The 16,820-nt window shown below is 33.9% G+C and carries 17 protein-coding genes; 3 read left to right on the plus strand and 14 right to left on the minus strand.

Features of this window, described 5'->3' with window-relative positions; genetic code table 11:
* Positions 1-139: 139 nt before the first annotated feature.
* The 6 genes from AABL87_RS15450 to dinB form a co-directional block, all read right to left on the minus strand.
* On the minus strand, positions 140-550 hold the full coding sequence (locus AABL87_RS15450; RefSeq protein WP_006259897.1) for a BrxA/BrxB family bacilliredoxin: 411 nt from the start codon (positions 548-550) through the stop codon (positions 140-142).
* A 79-nt stretch (positions 551-629) separates the two neighbouring features.
* Positions 630-1,781 (minus strand): PepSY-associated TM helix domain-containing protein, encoded by a 1,152-nt coding sequence (locus AABL87_RS15455; RefSeq protein WP_341277579.1) that lies wholly within the window; start codon positions 1,779-1,781, stop codon positions 630-632.
* Between the two features lie 79 nt (positions 1,782-1,860).
* A complete protein-coding gene (locus AABL87_RS15460) occupies positions 1,861-4,260 on the minus strand; it encodes a TonB-dependent receptor (RefSeq protein ID WP_006262401.1) in 2,400 nt (799 codons plus the stop codon).
* Between the two features lie 182 nt (positions 4,261-4,442).
* Complete coding sequence (locus AABL87_RS15465; protein ID WP_016650239.1) at positions 4,443-4,802, minus strand: YraN family protein; 360 nt, start codon at positions 4,800-4,802, stop codon at positions 4,443-4,445.
* Position 4,803: 1 nt separating this feature from the next.
* Complete coding sequence (locus AABL87_RS15470; protein WP_006259901.1) at positions 4,804-5,700, minus strand: S66 peptidase family protein; 897 nt, start codon at positions 5,698-5,700, stop codon at positions 4,804-4,806.
* A 63-nt stretch (positions 5,701-5,763) separates the two neighbouring features.
* A complete protein-coding gene (dinB, locus tag AABL87_RS15475) occupies positions 5,764-6,834 on the minus strand; it encodes a DNA polymerase IV (protein ID WP_006259902.1) in 1,071 nt (356 codons plus the stop codon).
* 174 nt (positions 6,835-7,008) lie between these two features.
* Between dinB and AABL87_RS15480 the strand changes: the two genes are divergently transcribed.
* Positions 7,009-8,886 carry a monovalent cation:proton antiporter-2 (CPA2) family protein gene (locus AABL87_RS15480; protein WP_006259903.1) on the plus strand — a complete coding sequence of 626 codons (1,878 nt, stop codon included), beginning with the start codon at positions 7,009-7,011 and terminating at the stop codon, positions 8,884-8,886.
* A gap of 57 nt (positions 8,887-8,943) precedes the next feature.
* Here AABL87_RS15480 and AABL87_RS15485 read toward each other — a convergent pair whose 3' ends face one another.
* Positions 8,944-11,010: a site-specific recombinase gene (locus tag AABL87_RS15485; protein ID WP_006262405.1), complete on the minus strand. Its 2,067-nt coding sequence runs from the start codon at positions 11,008-11,010 to the stop codon at positions 8,944-8,946.
* Positions 11,011-11,107: 97 nt separating this feature from the next.
* Here AABL87_RS15485 and AABL87_RS15490 point away from each other — a divergent pair, with 97 nt between their 5' ends.
* Positions 11,108-11,575, plus strand: a complete 468-nt coding sequence (locus tag AABL87_RS15490; protein ID WP_006259905.1) for a CYTH domain-containing protein — start codon at positions 11,108-11,110, stop codon at positions 11,573-11,575.
* Positions 11,576-11,577: 2 nt separating this feature from the next.
* Here AABL87_RS15490 and AABL87_RS15495 read toward each other — a convergent pair whose 3' ends face one another.
* The 3 genes from AABL87_RS15495 to AABL87_RS15505 form a co-directional block, all read right to left on the minus strand.
* Positions 11,578-11,979, minus strand: a complete 402-nt coding sequence (locus tag AABL87_RS15495; protein ID WP_006262406.1) for a septal ring lytic transglycosylase RlpA family protein — start codon at positions 11,977-11,979, stop codon at positions 11,578-11,580.
* Positions 11,963-12,463 carry a septal ring lytic transglycosylase RlpA family protein gene (locus AABL87_RS15500; RefSeq protein WP_073144163.1) on the minus strand — a complete coding sequence of 167 codons (501 nt, stop codon included), beginning with the start codon at positions 12,461-12,463 and terminating at the stop codon, positions 11,963-11,965. Before AABL87_RS15500 ends, AABL87_RS15495 begins: the two co-directional genes overlap by 17 nt.
* Positions 12,464-12,561: 98 nt before the next feature.
* On the minus strand, positions 12,562-13,005 hold the full coding sequence (locus AABL87_RS15505; protein WP_006259908.1) for a hypothetical protein: 444 nt from the start codon (positions 13,003-13,005) through the stop codon (positions 12,562-12,564).
* A 496-nt stretch (positions 13,006-13,501) separates the two neighbouring features.
* Between AABL87_RS15505 and AABL87_RS15510 the strand changes: the two genes are divergently transcribed.
* Positions 13,502-14,104: an ATP-binding cassette domain-containing protein gene (locus AABL87_RS15510; protein WP_341277580.1), complete on the plus strand. Its 603-nt coding sequence runs from the start codon at positions 13,502-13,504 to the stop codon at positions 14,102-14,104.
* Positions 14,105-14,132: 28 nt separating this feature from the next.
* Here the strand turns inward: AABL87_RS15510 and AABL87_RS15515 are convergent, their stop codons facing one another.
* The 4 genes from AABL87_RS15515 to AABL87_RS15530 form a co-directional block, all read right to left on the minus strand.
* Positions 14,133-14,738 carry a hypothetical protein gene (locus AABL87_RS15515; RefSeq protein ID WP_006259910.1) on the minus strand — a complete coding sequence of 202 codons (606 nt, stop codon included), beginning with the start codon at positions 14,736-14,738 and terminating at the stop codon, positions 14,133-14,135.
* Between the two features lie 97 nt (positions 14,739-14,835).
* Positions 14,836-15,345, minus strand: a complete 510-nt coding sequence (locus AABL87_RS15520) for a hypothetical protein (RefSeq protein ID WP_232297433.1) — start codon at positions 15,343-15,345, stop codon at positions 14,836-14,838.
* Positions 15,346-15,391: 46 nt separating this feature from the next.
* Entirely contained in the window at positions 15,392-15,853 is a 462-nt protein-coding gene (locus AABL87_RS15525; protein WP_006266700.1) for a CHAP domain-containing protein, read from the minus strand.
* A complete protein-coding gene (locus tag AABL87_RS15530) occupies positions 15,850-16,200 on the minus strand; it encodes a hypothetical protein (RefSeq protein ID WP_006259913.1) in 351 nt (116 codons plus the stop codon). Before AABL87_RS15530 ends, AABL87_RS15525 begins: the two co-directional genes overlap by 4 nt.
* Positions 16,201-16,820 lie beyond the last annotated feature (620 nt).

Here is a 16,820-nt window from a genome sequence, read left to right on the forward strand (position 1 = left end):
TATCTAAGTCACTATGTTTGTGAAATTACATAAAAAGTATCTGCTTAAAAAATATTTATAAACAAATTAACTAGAATCGATTAACGTACTAATAACGAAGATAGAATAAAAAAAGACCACCGTTTAGTGGTCTTCTTTCTTAACAAAATTCTTTATAAGCATCCATTAAGTTCTCTGCTATAGCATCAGCAGTATTTCCTTCAATGTGATGTCTTTCTAACATGTGAACTAATTCACCATTTTTAAACAAAGCCATAGAAGGAGATGACGGAGGGAATGGGAACATGTGCTGACGAGCAACATCTACTGCCTCTTTATCTACTCCTGCGAATACAGTGATTACATTAGTAGGTTTTTTCTCTCCTCCTAAACTCATTACTGCTGCTGGACGTGCATTACGCGCAGCACATCCACATACTGAGTTTACAACTACTAGTGTAGTTCCTTCTTTTTGTAAAGCTGCTTCTACATCAGCTCCTGTATGTAATGATTCAAATCCTGCATCAACTAATTCTTGACGCATCGGTTTTACTATTTCTTCTGGATACATAATATAAATCTAAAATTAGGTTATTAAGCAAAGTTACATTTTTTATTAAACATAAAAACATCTGAATTATAAAGAAATGTTATACTTTATTAGAAGTCCCCTTCTTCATCTTATTTATCCAGATAAAAATACCTGTTATCGGCAAACTTGTAGCTATCAAACAGACAATGAAGTAAATAACTTTAGAAAACATTCCATAGATATCTCCAAAGTGTAAAGCGCGAATAGAACTAGCTACCTTCTCTCCTACACTCTTATCACTAAACATATCTTGTCTAATAATATCACCAGAATATTGATCTATAAACACTCTGTCAGTCACAGTTTCGTTAAAACGTGCTGCTTCATTTTTACTGACTTCAAAAGATCCTTTATCTCCTTTTGGAAAGGATACAGTCATCGTTCTATATTCGTATGAGATAGTTTGATTAGCTCGTTGTATAACGTCAGATAAATCTAAAGTCTTAGCTCCTTCTGTCAAAGTAGATTCTGGTTTGACCTCATTACGTCCACCGAATACCTTTGCTCCTAAAACAGAACTTAAACCATCCTTATACCATTCAAAAGACCAACACAATCCTGTCAAAGACATAATCAAAACAATAATAAGAGTATAAAAACCTAATGTATTGTGTAAGTCGTGATTAATACGTTTCCAATTTGCATTAAACTTAATTTTAAAACCTGGCTTTATACTCTTCCAACCTTTTATCTTTTTAGGGAACCATAGTATCAGACCTGATATAGAAAGAAAAACAAAAATAACAGTCGCTATTCCTACAATAGGTCTTCCTATTTTCATATCTAATAATAGCCATCTATGTAACTTAAATACAGTCATAAAAAACTCATCTGCTGGACCTCTACCAACTCCTACTATTTCATTAGTATAAGGGTTGAGATAAACGGTTTCGTTCTTCTTATCCTTGTCTTTAAATCCTACAGAAAAAACATAAGGAGCGTTCTTCTTATTTTTTATACTTACACGTTGTACTTTTCCTTGGTAAGTAGATTCAACAAAAGCCTTCATGGTATCAATAGGTAAAACCTCATCCTTAACAACTGTCAGCTTATACATATCTGGTGCAAGCATTTGCTGAATCTCACTTTTAAAAGTATAGATTGTTCCTGTTAGACACACAACAAATAATATTAATGAACTGGCTATACCTAACCATAAATGTAAATCGTTCATTAATTTTCGAAAGGCATTCTTCTTTTTTGTCTTCATAAAAAGGTCTATAATCACAAAACACGACTCTACTCTGCGAGTAAAGTCGTGTTTTTATTTACTAATTCAATTGTTTTAATTAGAATCTATAAGTTAACTGAGCTGCAAAATTTCTAGGTGCAATCTCATTGATGTATCCTCCTCTATAATATGAAGTATAACCTCTATTATCAAAAATATTATTTGCGAATACTCTTAAAGTAGCATTTTTAAATGAGTAAGAAACTTGTGCATTGATTGTAGTATAATCAGGCATATCAAACGGTTCTACTCCTGCCATCGTTCCATGAGCCGCGTTAGGTGTTAAACTGTACTCATTAACAGGTCTCTTCCCTACAAAATAAGCTCCTGCTCCAACTGTTAATCCTTTCCACGATCCATCAAATTGGTAATTCACCCATCCATTAGCTGTATGTTTTGGTGCGTTCATCGGTGCTGAACCTTCATAATAAACAGGGCTATCTTTATACTGTGCATCTAGATAAGCATATCCCATCATTACTTGCAAATTATTTGTAATCTTACCTGTCAAATCAATTTCAACTCCTTGACGATTTAAATTACCTGCTTTTTCGTAAATACCAGTAACAGCATTACCACTAGCATCATAAACTTGAGCTAATAAATTGCTGTTTTTAGCATTAAAGTATGTTACGTTGAACAATAATTGTTCATTAAACCAACTTGTTTTAACTCCTGTTTCAAACTGTTTAGTATCTTGTGGACCACCAACACCACCACTAGCTAATTGATTGTTAGATTGTCTTAAACTTGTTGTAGTTGTATAAGATCCAAATACATTAATATTTTTAGTTGGCGAAACAATCAATCCAAAGATTGGATTCCATCTATCTACAGTAGCATTCTCAGTATTATTTCCATTTAGTCTACTATAGCGCACTCCTAATAAAGCACGCACATATTCTCCTACTTGGATATAATCTTGTGCCATAAAACCAATGGTAGGTGTAGTTATAACAGTCTCTTCTTTATGACCAAAAGTCACTCCATCAGGACGATCATTAGACCAATCTCCTAAAACGTAAATTGTGTCAATGAAATCTCCTCTACCTAGTTTCTTATTATTAAAATAAGTATCATAACTATTTGAAGTAACTGTAGTTTGTCTAAAATCAAAACCTACTTGGAAAGTGTGTTTTAATCCTCCCGTATTAAAGTCTTTACCTACTAAGTCAATTTGAACAACACTATTTTCGTCTTTTGTATTAGACTTAGACATTGATCTATTTAAATAATCATATCCAAGTTTTTTATTTTTACTAACACCAATATTCTCTTGATCATTTCTATTTACAGCAGTCACTGCAGAAACTCTTAAGCTTAACTTATCTGTTAACTCTCTTTCAACTCTTAAAGCATAAGAAAGAATATTTGTTTTTAGGTAATTATCCTTATAACCTAAGAACTTATTATGTGGCATATCATAAAGCTTATTCACATTATCAGGTCCTAAGTTAGTAGTACCTAAATCTGGTACTGCATTAGATTCCAAATAATCTAACTCAGCTGTAACTGTTGTTTTTTCATCTGGTTTATAAGTAATCGAAGGATTTAAATAATATTTATCATTTCCAGTATATGCTCTAAAGCCATCATTTCTTTCATAAGCACCATTAAAACGGAATGATACCGTTTCTTTCTTATCTAGTACCTGTTCGAAATCAACTGTAGGACGTACCTGCCCGTAACTACCAGCTCTAAAACCTATTTCTCTTTTATTTTTAAAGTTAGGTGTTTTAGTAACTACATTTATTACCCCTCCAGCTGCACCTAATCCATTACCAATACCTTGGTTGATAGCTGCAGATCCTTTGATAACTTGTACACTTTCTATTCCCTGCATATCCACAATTCCTGCAGCTGTTCTAAAATCAGAATCTAAAGCAACCCCATTCTTTAATATTGGTGTTCCTCTAAATCCACGAATAGACATACTTTCTTTCACACCTCCATAGCTAGAAAACTGAGTAACACCAGCTACGTTACGTGCCGCTTCTGTCACAGTCAAAGCTCCTTGTTCTTCAATAATAGCATCAGAAACAATAGAAATATTTTGTACTTGATCTTGTATACCTAAAGGTAGTCTTGTCAAGTTTTGAAGTTTCTTTACATTTTTATTACTCTTCCCATAAACAGTAATATTAGAAAGAGAATTATCAACTTGTTTTAATACAAAGTTTGTTACCTCAGCATCTTTATCAACATTTAATGTTTTAGATACATTGCCAAACCCAATAAAACTAGCTCTTAGCGTTTGTTTTCCTTTTTTAAGATTATTGAAAACAAACTCTCCGTTATTATCCGTTTGAGTAGCAACATTTAATTCAACGATTTCAACTGTTGCAAAAGGAATAGGTTTGTTAGATTCATCAACTATACGTCCTTTTACCGTAGAGTTTTGAGCGATACCTACTACTACCCCAAAAATAGTAAGTACCAAAGTATTGAATAATTTCATACTATGATATATTATTTAGACTCATTTAATGAGTGCAAAAATAAATTGATTCTAAATAAGAAACAAACCTTATTAAGACTTTTTTTAAATAACTATATACCAAAAGAGTATACTCCTTACAAAATCTACATTTCAGCCTTCTAGAATCAGGCATTTTTTAGAGAATTATAATCATCCTCTATTTAGAAGAAATAAAAAGCATCCTCTATATGTTCGATATCAAAAGTTTCTCCTTTCTTATAAATACCAATAATATCAAAACGAACTTCTTCTTCTCTTTCAAATTCGGTAATAAACAGATTAGCAGCTTTAATCAGTAATTTTATCTTCCGATTATTTACAAAACCTTGAGGGGTACCAAAATCAAGAGAGCTTCTTGTCTTGACTTCAACAAAAACAAGGATATTATCTTTTAAAGCAACAATATCTAATTCTGTTTTCTCAGCAAAATAATTTCTAGCAAGAATCTCATATCCTCGTTTAATCAAAAAATCGACAGCAGCATTCTCTCCTTCTTTACCTACCTCATGATGTTTAGCCATTTTATATAAACTTTAATTGTACTTTATCTGAATCGACTTTTAAGTGAACTTGACTACCTAGATTCAATGCTAAATTACTAACCCCATGCCCTGCAGGAAAATTAAAAACAATAGGATAATCATACTCTGCTGTTATAGACAGTATAATTTGCTTTGCATCATAACCAAAAGGTATTGCGTTATCATGCATATCTGTCATGCCTCCAACAACTAAACCAACCAAACCTTCTAACATGCCATTTCGCTTTAGATTATGCATCATACGGTCAATATGATATAAATATTCATCTAAGTCTTCTATGAAAAGTACTTTCCCTTTTGTATCAACTGAAGACTTAGAGCCTAAAAGACTATATAATATAGATAAGTTGCCTCCAACTAACTGCCCCTTTGCAGTACCAAGTCTATTGCTATTATCACTTTCTATTTCGTAAGCAAGCCCTTCACCAAATAAGCTTTTATATAACGAATCTCTTGACTCTACTAAAGACTTCTCTACACTAAAAGCCATAAGTCCATGTATAGTCTCTACTCCTAGATTATGAATATGGCTATGTAATACTGTAACATCACTAAAGCCTATTACCCATTTCGGATTGTCAACAAAACCACTAAAGTCAATATCATCAATAATACGCACTGTACCGTATCCACCTCTAGCACACCATATCGCTTTTATATTAGGATCTTTTAGTTGTTTTGTAAAATCACTCGCTCTTTGTTGATCTGTTCCTCCTAGTTGATAATTATCTAAACCAATAGTATCTCCTAATACTACTTCGAGTCCCCATGATTCTAACAGAGCGATTGCTTGCTTCGCTTCTTCATGACTAAACTTTCTAGCAGTACACACAATAGCTACTTTATCTCCTTTCTTTAAATATGCTGGTTTTATCATTCTTTAAACACATTAAAATTACAATCTTCAAAATACTAAAGTACCTCTCAGATTTATACAAAATTAAAAATCAAAACTTAATTGTACTGCTATAGGCTTCTTCTTTTCATCTGTATTAAGATTAGAAAGCGACACACCTATTAATCGGACAGAATCCTTTAGTTTTTCTTGATATAATAACACCTTTGCTAAATCAAGAATAATCTCTTTATCTGATACAAAATAAGGAACAGTAGTACTACGTGTTTGTTGTACAAAATCAGAGTACTTAATCTTCAATGTAATAGTCTTTCCTCCTAAGCTTTGTTTCTTTAAACGCAAACTTAGTTCTTCTACTAACATGTCAAGCTTTGTCTCAATAAAGACCTCTGAAGAAAGATTCTCATCGAACGTCCGTTCTGTACCTACTGATTTTATAGTTCGATTAGGTCTTACAGGAGAATTGCTAAGACCTCTTACAATATCATAATATATTTGTCCTGCCTTTCCGAAATGCTCTGTTAAAAACTCTACTGATTTTGCTTTTAAATCTTTACCTGTGAATATTCCCAAATGATACATTCTATCCGCAGTCTTTTTTCCAATCCCAAAGAACTTCTTTATTTCTAGTTCTTCTAAGAAATTAATCACCTCATCAGGTTCTATCGTTTTCTGTCCATTAGGCTTATTGTAATCACTTGCTATTTTTGCCAAAAACTTATTAATCGAAATACCAGCTGAAGCTGTTAAGCCTGTTCGCTCTAATATCTTCATCCTAATCTCATGGGCTATCAACGTAGCACTGGGACATCCTATCTTATTCTCTGTTACATCTAAGAATGCTTCATCTAATGCTAATGGTTCTACTAGGTCAGTATATTCATAAAAAACAGATCGAATAATACGAGACACCTCTTTATATCTTTCAAATCGAGGTTTAACAAAAATAAGGTGAGGACAATTCTTCTTTGCCATCATCGCACTCATTGCACTACGTACTCCATACTTCCTAGCTTCATAACTAGCTGCCGCGATAACACCTCTCTCTTCACTACCTCCCACAGCTAGCGCCTTCCCCCTTAGTTCAGGAAAGTCTAATTGCTCTACAGAAGCGTAGAAAGCATCCATATCGACATGTATAATCTTACGATTCATCTAATCAACTAATTATCTATTCAGACCTAAAAAACATCTTGTACAAAAATAATCTTCTTTTTTTTAAATATATTCTTAATAATCCTATTCTCTTTTTTTAATTTTGTAAGAACTATGAAAACATATAATGATAATTACATCATTATTGATTAACTAAAAAAATAGCTATACGTAATGAATGATTTTTTGGCACAAGCATTTGTCTTTCTATTTGCAGCTGTTGTATGCGTTCTAATTTCTAAGAAATTAGGAATGGGGTCTGTATTAGGATACCTTTTTGCAGGTGTACTTATTGGCCCTTTTGTACTAAAGTTTGTTGGAAATGACAGTGCTGACATCATGCATGCTACCGAATTCGGTGTTGTGATGATGCTGTTCCTTGTGGGGTTAGAACTAGACCCCAAAGAGTTTTGGAAAATTAAGAATGAGATTATTGGACTTGGTACCGCCCAGGCAGTAGGAACTACTGCTATCGTGGCAGCCATTGCCCATTGGGGGGTTGGTTTAAGTATCGGAACCTCTTTGACTATGGGGTTTGTAATCACCATGTCATCTACGGCGATTATCTTACAGACTATATCTGAACGGGGATTAAACCAATCCAATGCAGGTAAATCAAGTTTTGCCGTACTTCTCTTCCAAGATATTATGGTTATCCCGATGATGGCTATTATCCCACTATTAGCCGTTTCGACTAAAACACCTATTTCTACAGAGGCAAATAGCTGGTTAGATGGAGCCCCTGTTTTTATGAAAACACTAGCTATTCTTGGAGCTATATCTATTATCTTCTTAGTAGGTAATTATATTGTAAACCCTCTATTTAAATCAGTAGGTCGTTTACAGATTAGAGAAATTTATACTGCTTCAGCTTTATTACTAGTGATTGGAGTATCACTATTAATGCAGATGGTAGGTTTATCACCAGCTCTAGGAGCCTTTATCGCAGGGGTAGTATTAGCGAATAATCCATATAAGCATCAGCTAGAAAGTGATATAGAACCCTTTAAAGCACTCCTCTTAGGAATTTTCTTTATTGCAGTAGGTTCTACTATCAACTTCCAGATTATTATCAATGAACCACTTATTATCGCTAGCTTACTAGTAGGTACTATGGCAATTAAAACTATTGTTTTACTAGCTATTGGAAAGTGGAAGAAGTTCCCAAAAGATCAGAACTTCTTATTTGCTATCTTACTATCACAAGTTGGGGAGTTCGCTTTCGTTATCTTAGCATTAGGTAAAACGATTAATCTAATCAACCAACAGTGGTATGATTACTTACTAGCTACGACAGCACTGTCTATGGTAGTGACACCTATCTTGTTACTTCTTAATGAGAAATGGATTGCTCCTTACTTAGGATTAAGCCCTTCTACTACAGACAAACAAGAATATGACGATCTATCACATATTACTGCTGAAAAGAAAATTGTAATTGCAGGGTTCGGAGACTTTGGTAATACTATTGGGCGACTATTGCAAGCCAATGATGTACCTACACTAGTTCTTGATAATGACGCAGAACGTGTAGACCATTTGCGCAAATTAGGCTTTAATGTTTATTATGGAGATGCTACTTCTATTAATATATTAAAGTCTATTGGTGTGGATCAAGCCGATTACGTTATTGCAGCAATGGACCCTCCTGAACTAAATCAACAACTAGTAGCTGTACTTCGTAAGAACTTCCCTAATGTAGAAGTTATTGTAAGAGCGAAGAACCGTAAGAATGCTTATGAATACTTACAGGATGGTCTTACAGAAGTATATAGGGAGACTTTCTTCTCTGCTGTCTATGTAGGAGGAGTTATGTTAGAAAAACTAGGCTTTAGCCACGAAGAAGCAAATATGCAGAGTGAGCTCTTTATCAAAAGCGATAGAGCATCACTTAGAAAGCTAGCCAAAAACATACATAATTTAGAAGATTACATCAATGTCTCTCGATTAGAATTCGCAGAACAATCAGAAATGTTGAAAACTAGTCTAAAGAATACTCGAAGTCATCAAAGTCAATCTAAAACAGGAACTGATTCTAACGACATCAATTAATCAAAGAGGGGGCTACTACACGTGTAATAGCCCCCTCTTATTTTATATACAAATAAATTACTTAGTTTCCTTCTTATCCCCTGTCTGCTGTGCAGGTTTATCTACGATTACACTTGATGTAGGTAAAAAGAACTCCATCGGAAAACTCTTAAAATGTCTCCAAGTTGCTTTGATCAAGTCCTTAGTTTCCTTAAGAGGTATGTTACGAGATCTGAATGCTAAGAATAGAGATAAAGAGAAACTCACTAAGAAGTTCATTAATCCGATCAACCACATTCCTACAAAAGCCCATATAAGCATATTTACAGGAGCATTAAAGCCTGATCCATACCATCCTAAAGCAATATTACCACTTACAAATGTTATATGGCGTATATCAATACCTAAACCTATAAACGCTCCTATCGTACCACAAGTACCCATAAAAATACCAAACCAAACATTCGAGATAATACCAGGCCATTTTGTATCTACCCAGTTTGCCAATTTCGTTGTACTAGCTACACCGATATTTCTTTTTAGCCATGGGTGCTCTTGAATTCTATAAAACACTTTATTATGCTTATTTCTATTCGATACATTACCAGAGATAATCCCTGACATAAATAAGAACACTCCTGCTATTCCAGCATGAAATAAAGCACGTGACTCAATAGGGTCTGCATCTATTAACATTTTATCCCATCCATGAGAAGTGATATTTACACCAAACAACTGATCTATTCCCCAGATCAACAAAAGTGCCACTGGGAAAGCTAGAATCACGTTACCAATGAAAGCAATAAACTGTGATCTAAACAATCTCGCGAATAGCTTAGCAAAACCAATATGCTTATCTACACTATCTATATGTTGTTTTCTTCCATTCTCAATAGCAGTAATAATCGTAGCTGCAGTCATCGCAGGCTGTTTGGTAGCTAAAGTAAAACCTAATAAATAAATCAAACAGAAACCTAACGCATAGTTTAAACTATACAACATTGCTTCTCCGAAATTACTTACATCTGCTTCATGCGCAAAAACTTTTAAAATACACATAAAACCAACCACAATACCCGCTCCCATAGAACCACGGAACATATGCCAATATTCTTTACCTGTATTCGTGATATAATGTTCTCCAGTTTTAGCAGTATGTTGTGTAATCTCATAAGAGATCAGCTGTGTACTCTCTTTGACTAGTCCTGTCACATTATACTTATAACAGTTATATTCTATCAGCTTACGAGCTAGTGTTATGGAATTTTGTTGTCTTTCTAATATTGTACCTTCTTTTACTACCAAGATAGAGATAAGAATATACACCCTAGCCAGCTGTTGTCTCAGTCTAAGTAAACTTTGGTTTACTTTCATAGAGATACCATACTTCGAACTGTTCTTGAAGGCTTGATTTACAAATTCCTGACATTGCTTATGCAATACTACGATTTGCTTATAGTTAATATCATGCTCCAATAAGAACTTCATTTCTCCTTTATGGAAACTCTGTAATACGATAGAAAACTCTTGTTCCAAAGCTCTAAAAGGGCTTTCTAAATGAGAATACTCTGGTACCATATTGATAATCGAGCTCTCCATCGCTCTACCACTCATACGTTGAGTAATGATATCTATAGATGTCAACAGTTCATTAAGGACACCACCATCTTTCTCTTCAGTGAAGATAGTATTGAAGTTTAATAAGGTAAACAATTCTATTAACTGTTCTTCAGGGATCATATCTACCCATTCAGCATCAGTATGTTTATAGAACACCTGATTTAAAACGTATTCATACGTTTGTTTCTCTGGCTGATAAGGCAACACCTTGGCCCATAATCTCTTTTTAACCTCATCGAAGAAATCAGCATCTTGTAGTATACCAGCGTCTGATACCATACGACTAAAGTGTCGATTAGATAACAAGTCTTTTAAGTATTCCATTAAAGCAACTCTTTCTATCTCATGTGTTTTTAGATAAGCTAAGAGCGCATCAATAGATACTCTATTTATTTTTTTATTATTCTTAGGTCTAAAAATATGCACTAAATCAACAATAAAAAGTAAATCCTCTGTAGCATAAACCTTCCCGTCAATAACATATTTATTAAACAATTCCTCTACCCCATGAGGTGAGCGCAACATATGTCGTAATTTCATTTGAAAAAAAATCTACTTTTAAATCGTTAGTAAAATAAAAACGTTTATTTTGGCATAAAATTACATTTTATTCTTAACAATCATGATCGAAATAGAAAGAAAATTTCTAGTCAACTCTCTAGAATTCATAGAGCAATCCTTTAAGTCGAATAAAATAACTCAAGGTTATCTAAACTCTCATCCAGAAAGAACTGTTCGTATCAGATTAAAAGACACTAATGCCTATATCACCATTAAAGGAAAGAGTAATGACGCAGGTACTTCTCGTCTAGAATGGGAAAAAGAAATAAACTATGATGAAGCAAATCAACTGATAGCCTTATGTGAAGACTTTGTAATATCTAAAACAAGATATCTTATCCAAGTTGGTAAACACACTTATGAAGTGGATATCTTTCACGGAGATAATGAAGGTTTAATTCTTGCAGAAATAGAATTAACTGCTGAAAATGAACAATTCGATAAACCTATATGGTTAGGAGAGGAAGTGACAGGAGATCTAAAGTATTATAACTCTTATATCGCCAATCATCCTTATAAGAAATGGTAGTATTATTTAATGATTTTAATATCTACTTGTAATAATCCCTCGCCTTTGTGATCCGCTAGTTTCATGAAGGCTTTTTTAGATAGATCTATTTCGCGTCCTTTAACAAAAGGCCCTCTATCATTAATACGAACTTTTACAGATTTTTTATTACTTACGTTCGTAACTTTTACTTTCGTATTAAAAGGCAAGCTTTTATGTGCGGCTGTCATCCCCGAGTTGTGGAATTTTTCCCCACTCGCGGTACGCTTTCCATTAAACTTTTTGTGGTAATAAGAGGCCGTTACATTCGATTTGTAATTACCTTTAGAAGTGTATTGTCCATTTTTAACAGAAGAACAACTTCCTAAAAACAAGGTCAAAATGATTACAATAAAATAATATTTTATACTATAATTGTTCTTCATTTTCTCCTATAAACTTTTCTATTTTTACATCTAGAACACCACGACCAACATTATCAGTTAATTCACCAAACGCTTTTTTAGAGATATCTATACTTCTACCTTTCACGAATGGTCCACGATCCGTAATAGTCAATATCACAAAGCGTTTATTCTTTAAGTTAGTTACTTTCACTTTTGTCCCAAACGGTAGTGTTTTATGAGCTGCAGTGTATTTCTGGTTGTCAAACACCTCTCCACTAGCAGTCTTTCTTCCAGTGAATTTATCGTGATAATAAGATGCTTGTGTATCATCATCTACTACGATAAAATCTTCTGTTTCTTCTTCTCCCATTACGATAGAATCGTTGTCTAACTCTAGAGAATCTGGAGTTACTTTTGTCAATGATGTTTTCACATTATTTTCTTTTATGATTCTTGTAGTCCCACCGAAACTCGATAAGAAAATTACAAAAGATATAGCTAGTAAATATTGATATGTTTTCATATTTTATAAAATAGAACAGACGAATATTTGCAATAAGCATACCAATAAAAAAAGGACCTTCTTTCGAAGATCCTTTTTTACTCTATATTTTTATAAGCTTAAGCGAATAAACTTGGCATCCATACTTTCCATGGAAGTCTTGATAAAATCAACACTAATCCTAATGTATAGAAAATCGCAAATTTCTTAAACTTAGATTTACTATCTGTCGCTTTCTTGTGTTTAGACCATCCAATAGTAATTAATACTATCGCGATAATATTAATCAATGGGTGCTCTAAAGCATAAAGTCTTAATGTAGAATCTTTCATTGCTACTCCAAATCCTTGAACCATTGGAGATACAAAATAAAGTACAAGACCTAATAATAACTGAATATGAGTGAATATCAATCCAAACAATCCTAATTTTCTGTCTTTGTCTTTAAACTCTTTGTTCCCTGATAATCCCATAAAAGCATTCACTGCTACTATAGCTAAGAAAATCAAGGCTAAATAAGCTACACCTGAGTGTGCCTCTTTAATAATAGTACCGAAATTCATATTGATGTTATTAGTTTAGAGGCAAATATACTTAAAACTATCGAATGCCAACGGACACAATGAAGTTTTACAATTAATTTACACTCTAACGAAAACATCATCTTTATTTATAAACATAACCTACTTGTTCTTCTAATCTAATAAATCAGTCTCTTCCTAAATTAAAATTATCTTAATTCCCTTCTAATAAATAAAAAGAGGTACATTACACCTTATTAATCTAACTACTATACATTTATGCATCCCAATATGATTATCCCTTGGAGAAACATACTATCTATACTCACCTTAAATATTATCCTAAGTATAGCGATGCGCAATGTTCTGTTTTTCTTTATCCCTATAATCACGTTAGGTCTATACAGTATCTACTTTCTGACCTTCAAGAAGAACGAACTATTCTATCACCGCAACAATCAAACACCGATTATAAAAACCTTACTCCTAACCGCTTTATGCTGTTTAGTCATCACATGTCTCATTCAATATTTATTACATGTCCTATAACCATACCCTACATATTGACAGCCTTAGCTACACGACTGATAGTAACCCAGTACTCAGGGGCATATACTTCTCTGCTTCCACAGGAGATATACTCAATATTCGTGGACGCAATGGCGCTGGTAAAAGTACATTAATGAAAATCTTATTCGGTAATACAAAACCTGATCACATCCATATCAAAGTGGATAATGAAATAATAACTAATCGCCATAAGCTTAATCAGTACTTCAGCTATAAACCACAATTCAATATCTTTCCTAAGCATCTTACAGTAAAAGATGTTGTGAAAGAAGACATGATTCGAAGCACATCCCTTCATCAATATTTAAATACTAAGATTAGTGACTTATCAACAGGTGAACAACAACTCATCCAGACACTTTACATTCTAAACTTACCTCAGCCTATCTGTCTATTAGACGAACCCTTCGCAGGTATTTCTCCCCTGCTACAAGAGTTTATAGCAGATGCTATTAGAACCACTGCTAGACATAAAATCATCATCATCACAGACCATAATACCGATCTAGTAGATACTATCGCTACTAAATCACTACTCCTAGAGAATGGAATATTAAAGGCAATGCCCTAAGTTCGCTTAGGGCATTGATAAATCAGTTCTATTGAATCTTTTGTACTCCTAAGAAGCCTTCGTTAGAAACCATTAGTTTAAACTTCGTACCATCAGCACTAGTTAATACATTCAGTTCTAATGGTAACTCTCCAGACTCATCTGCTAAAACACCATTAATAGATCTTACTACATTTTTATCATCTAATGTAAGTCTCGCTCCTTGTAATGCAGAAACTTCTAAATTTAAGCTTCCTACACCATCTGAGGCAGTTGATATAATATTTAAAAAAGTATAATTACTTCCCATTAAGCCATAAGACACACTCCCTGTCTCTATTACATTTTCTTCAAACTTAAGAGCTTGTACAATATTACCGACTACCCTATCTGAAGTTATTGCAGTGCTAAAACTAATCGAATTATCTCCATCCTTCAACTCCTCTTCATGACTTATAACTCCAGGGGCACTAATCTGCCTATGTTTTGCATACTCACCTACCTGTTCATCTATCCCAAAGGTAGATACTATTTTTGTTTTATAATCTGATTCATTAAAAGACTCTTTTTTTAATATTTTAAAGTTCTCTCCTCCATATTCAACAATAGTTGATGTATCTCCTTTAATTTTTACTGGTTGTTCATTTGTTGACATAATTTTACTTTTTAAATTGGTTAATTAATTGATTTATACACATAGCCTCATATAACGCTCTATTCAACTATGTGCTATTTATTGATTGGTTAATATTTTATATTCTTGACTTAATGATAAAGCCTGCTGTACCAAAGAACACCAACAACATAAACCCTCTTCCTAGCCATATCTGTGTCTGTTGCCACCATGATAGATTCAGGGGTACAGCTACGGGTATCCTTGTCTCCACTACCTTTTGTTCTTTGATAAACTTATCCTTCCATTCGAAGAATAAGCGTTGAGCTTCTGACTCACAGTCCACGATTAGCTTATTATTCTGGAGCTGTACTTTAGGCGGTTGTAACACCTTGTTTTTACTGCGCTTTATATTCGCATCTTTCACAACTATTTTATTTCCTTGTACAGCTAATTCAGCCACATACTGACTCTTATCAGCAGGGATTATCAGTACTGTATCCCTCTTTACTTCTTCTACCGTTTGGGTTACCTGCTCAGTGGTGGTCGGTTGCATATTAATCGCTGTCTTGCGACTACCACAGCTCATCAATAGAAGTGCTAACAACAACACTAAAAAAACGAGCATATATCGATCATGCTTTTTCATATTCATATAGTTTTTTTGATTTTGTGATTGGGTAGACTGTATAACGTCACGAGTTACTAAACACGCTGATAAATCCTTTATTGATCGTTTGGACATGACGTTTCTTCTCAGCCACGATATACCCTTCTTTACTTGCTTGATCATTCGTATTCCCTTCTATAGTTGTGATGACATCACCATTCACAGCAATCACGATACCTGTATGACCTAATCCTTTTCCAAAGTCCATGATGAAGATATCTCCTACCTCAGGTTTCATAACACGAAGCTCTTTACTCGCATTCCATTGAGCTAAAACTCCTCCCGTTTTCTTTAAAGGATTTGACAGTTTATAATCAGTACACACCTCTTGTACACACCAGTACACAAAAGCCATACACCACGCATATCCCTCACCTAGTCCTACGCTGTTCAGATACTTTTTTACTCCAGGTCCTTTATTATTCTTGATAGGCCATTCCTGTACATGGAGTTGACTCTGAGCTTGTCTAACTAACTGTGTTCTCATTCTCTCTTGCCATTTAGCTGTTTATATTTCCTTAGTTCATCAATCAACTCCTTATTCTGTAGAGCCAATTTCTCTAGTTTCTGTTCTAGATTGATGATTACCTTCTTAGCAGCAGTTAGCTCATCGATAGCCTCACGGTGCAGATTAGACGTTTTATAAAGCTCATTGGTAGCTTCTTTTAATTTAATTCCTAAGTCATCTACTATATCCCTATAGTATTTTAGAGATTTCTCTACATTATCGAGCTCTGAGCTTTGTACCTCAGCTTTACTCTTACGTCTAGCCGCCCACCATGTCGCTAATGATGAAACGAAGCCCACTACCGTCGCTATTATTGTTTCATTCATTAGCACACTGGTTTTGGATTGGTTATACTTTAATTATCATATTTTCAATTATTTATATTGGATTATACATAAACAATAAAGACATAGTTATCCTTGCTCGCTTTTTGACAGCAAGTACACTTGACTCTATTTTTTATTGGATTATGAATACCGAGATGAGACTACTCTCATCTGTTATTGAAAGAATATACTGATGGAAAGACATTGCACGTAGGCGCCTATTGTGCAAGTACTACTCCTATATTCCTAATTTTTATTCTACATTTCTACTCTACAAAGATCGCTCTTTTACTACCTTAACTCAACTTTCTGTTAAGCAACTGAACACCTCTGTTCAGTCTTAAGAAACACTCCTTATTTCTGCATTTCTACTCTACAAAGATCGCTCTTTTACTACCCTAACTCAACTTTCTGTTAAGTAACTGAACACTTCTGTTCAATCTTTCGAAACACTCCTTATTTCTGCATTTCTACTCTACAAAGGTCGCTCTTTTACTACCCTAACTCAACTTTCTGTTAAGCAACTGAACACTTCTGTTCAATCTTTCGAAATACTCTTTATTTTTGCATTTCTACTCTACAAAGGTCGCTCTTTTACTACCCTAACTCAACTTTCTGTT

It is taken from the genome of Myroides sp. C4067 (assembly GCF_038039665.1).
Lineage (GTDB): Bacteria > Bacteroidota > Bacteroidia > Flavobacteriales > Flavobacteriaceae > Flavobacterium > Flavobacterium odoratimimum.

Bases quoted from the DNA above. Each gene is read 5' to 3' on its own strand.
- AABL87_RS15450 (WP_006259897.1), bottom strand. From the start codon at position 550: ATGTATCCAGAAGAAATAGTAAAACCGATGCGTCAAGAATTAGTTGAT.
- AABL87_RS15455 (WP_341277579.1), bottom strand. From the start codon at position 1,781: ATGAAGACAAAAAAGAAGAATGCCTTTCGAAAATTAATGAACGATTTA.
- AABL87_RS15460 (WP_006262401.1), bottom strand. From the start codon at position 4,260: ATGAAATTATTCAATACTTTGGTACTTACTATTTTTGGGGTAGTAGTA.
- AABL87_RS15465 (WP_016650239.1), bottom strand. From the start codon at position 4,802: ATGGCTAAACATCATGAGGTAGGTAAAGAAGGAGAGAATGCTGCTGTC.
- AABL87_RS15470 (WP_006259901.1), bottom strand. From the start codon at position 5,700: ATGATAAAACCAGCATATTTAAAGAAAGGAGATAAAGTAGCTATTGTG.
- dinB (WP_006259902.1), bottom strand. From the start codon at position 6,834: ATGAATCGTAAGATTATACATGTCGATATGGATGCTTTCTACGCTTCT.
- AABL87_RS15480 (WP_006259903.1), top strand. From the start codon at position 7,009: ATGAATGATTTTTTGGCACAAGCATTTGTCTTTCTATTTGCAGCTGTT.
- AABL87_RS15485 (WP_006262405.1), bottom strand. From the start codon at position 11,010: ATGTTGCGCTCACCTCATGGGGTAGAGGAATTGTTTAATAAATATGTT.
- AABL87_RS15490 (WP_006259905.1), top strand. From the start codon at position 11,108: ATGATCGAAATAGAAAGAAAATTTCTAGTCAACTCTCTAGAATTCATA.
- AABL87_RS15495 (WP_006262406.1), bottom strand. From the start codon at position 11,979: ATGAAGAACAATTATAGTATAAAATATTATTTTATTGTAATCATTTTG.
- AABL87_RS15500 (WP_073144163.1), bottom strand. From the start codon at position 12,463: ATGAAAACATATCAATATTTACTAGCTATATCTTTTGTAATTTTCTTA.
- AABL87_RS15505 (WP_006259908.1), bottom strand. From the start codon at position 13,005: ATGAATTTCGGTACTATTATTAAAGAGGCACACTCAGGTGTAGCTTAT.
- AABL87_RS15510 (WP_341277580.1), top strand. From the start codon at position 13,502: ATGTCCTATAACCATACCCTACATATTGACAGCCTTAGCTACACGACT.
- AABL87_RS15515 (WP_006259910.1), bottom strand. From the start codon at position 14,738: ATGTCAACAAATGAACAACCAGTAAAAATTAAAGGAGATACATCAACT.
- AABL87_RS15520 (WP_232297433.1), bottom strand. From the start codon at position 15,345: ATGAAAAAGCATGATCGATATATGCTCGTTTTTTTAGTGTTGTTGTTA.
- AABL87_RS15525 (WP_006266700.1), bottom strand. From the start codon at position 15,853: ATGAGAACACAGTTAGTTAGACAAGCTCAGAGTCAACTCCATGTACAG.
- AABL87_RS15530 (WP_006259913.1), bottom strand. From the start codon at position 16,200: ATGAATGAAACAATAATAGCGACGGTAGTGGGCTTCGTTTCATCATTA.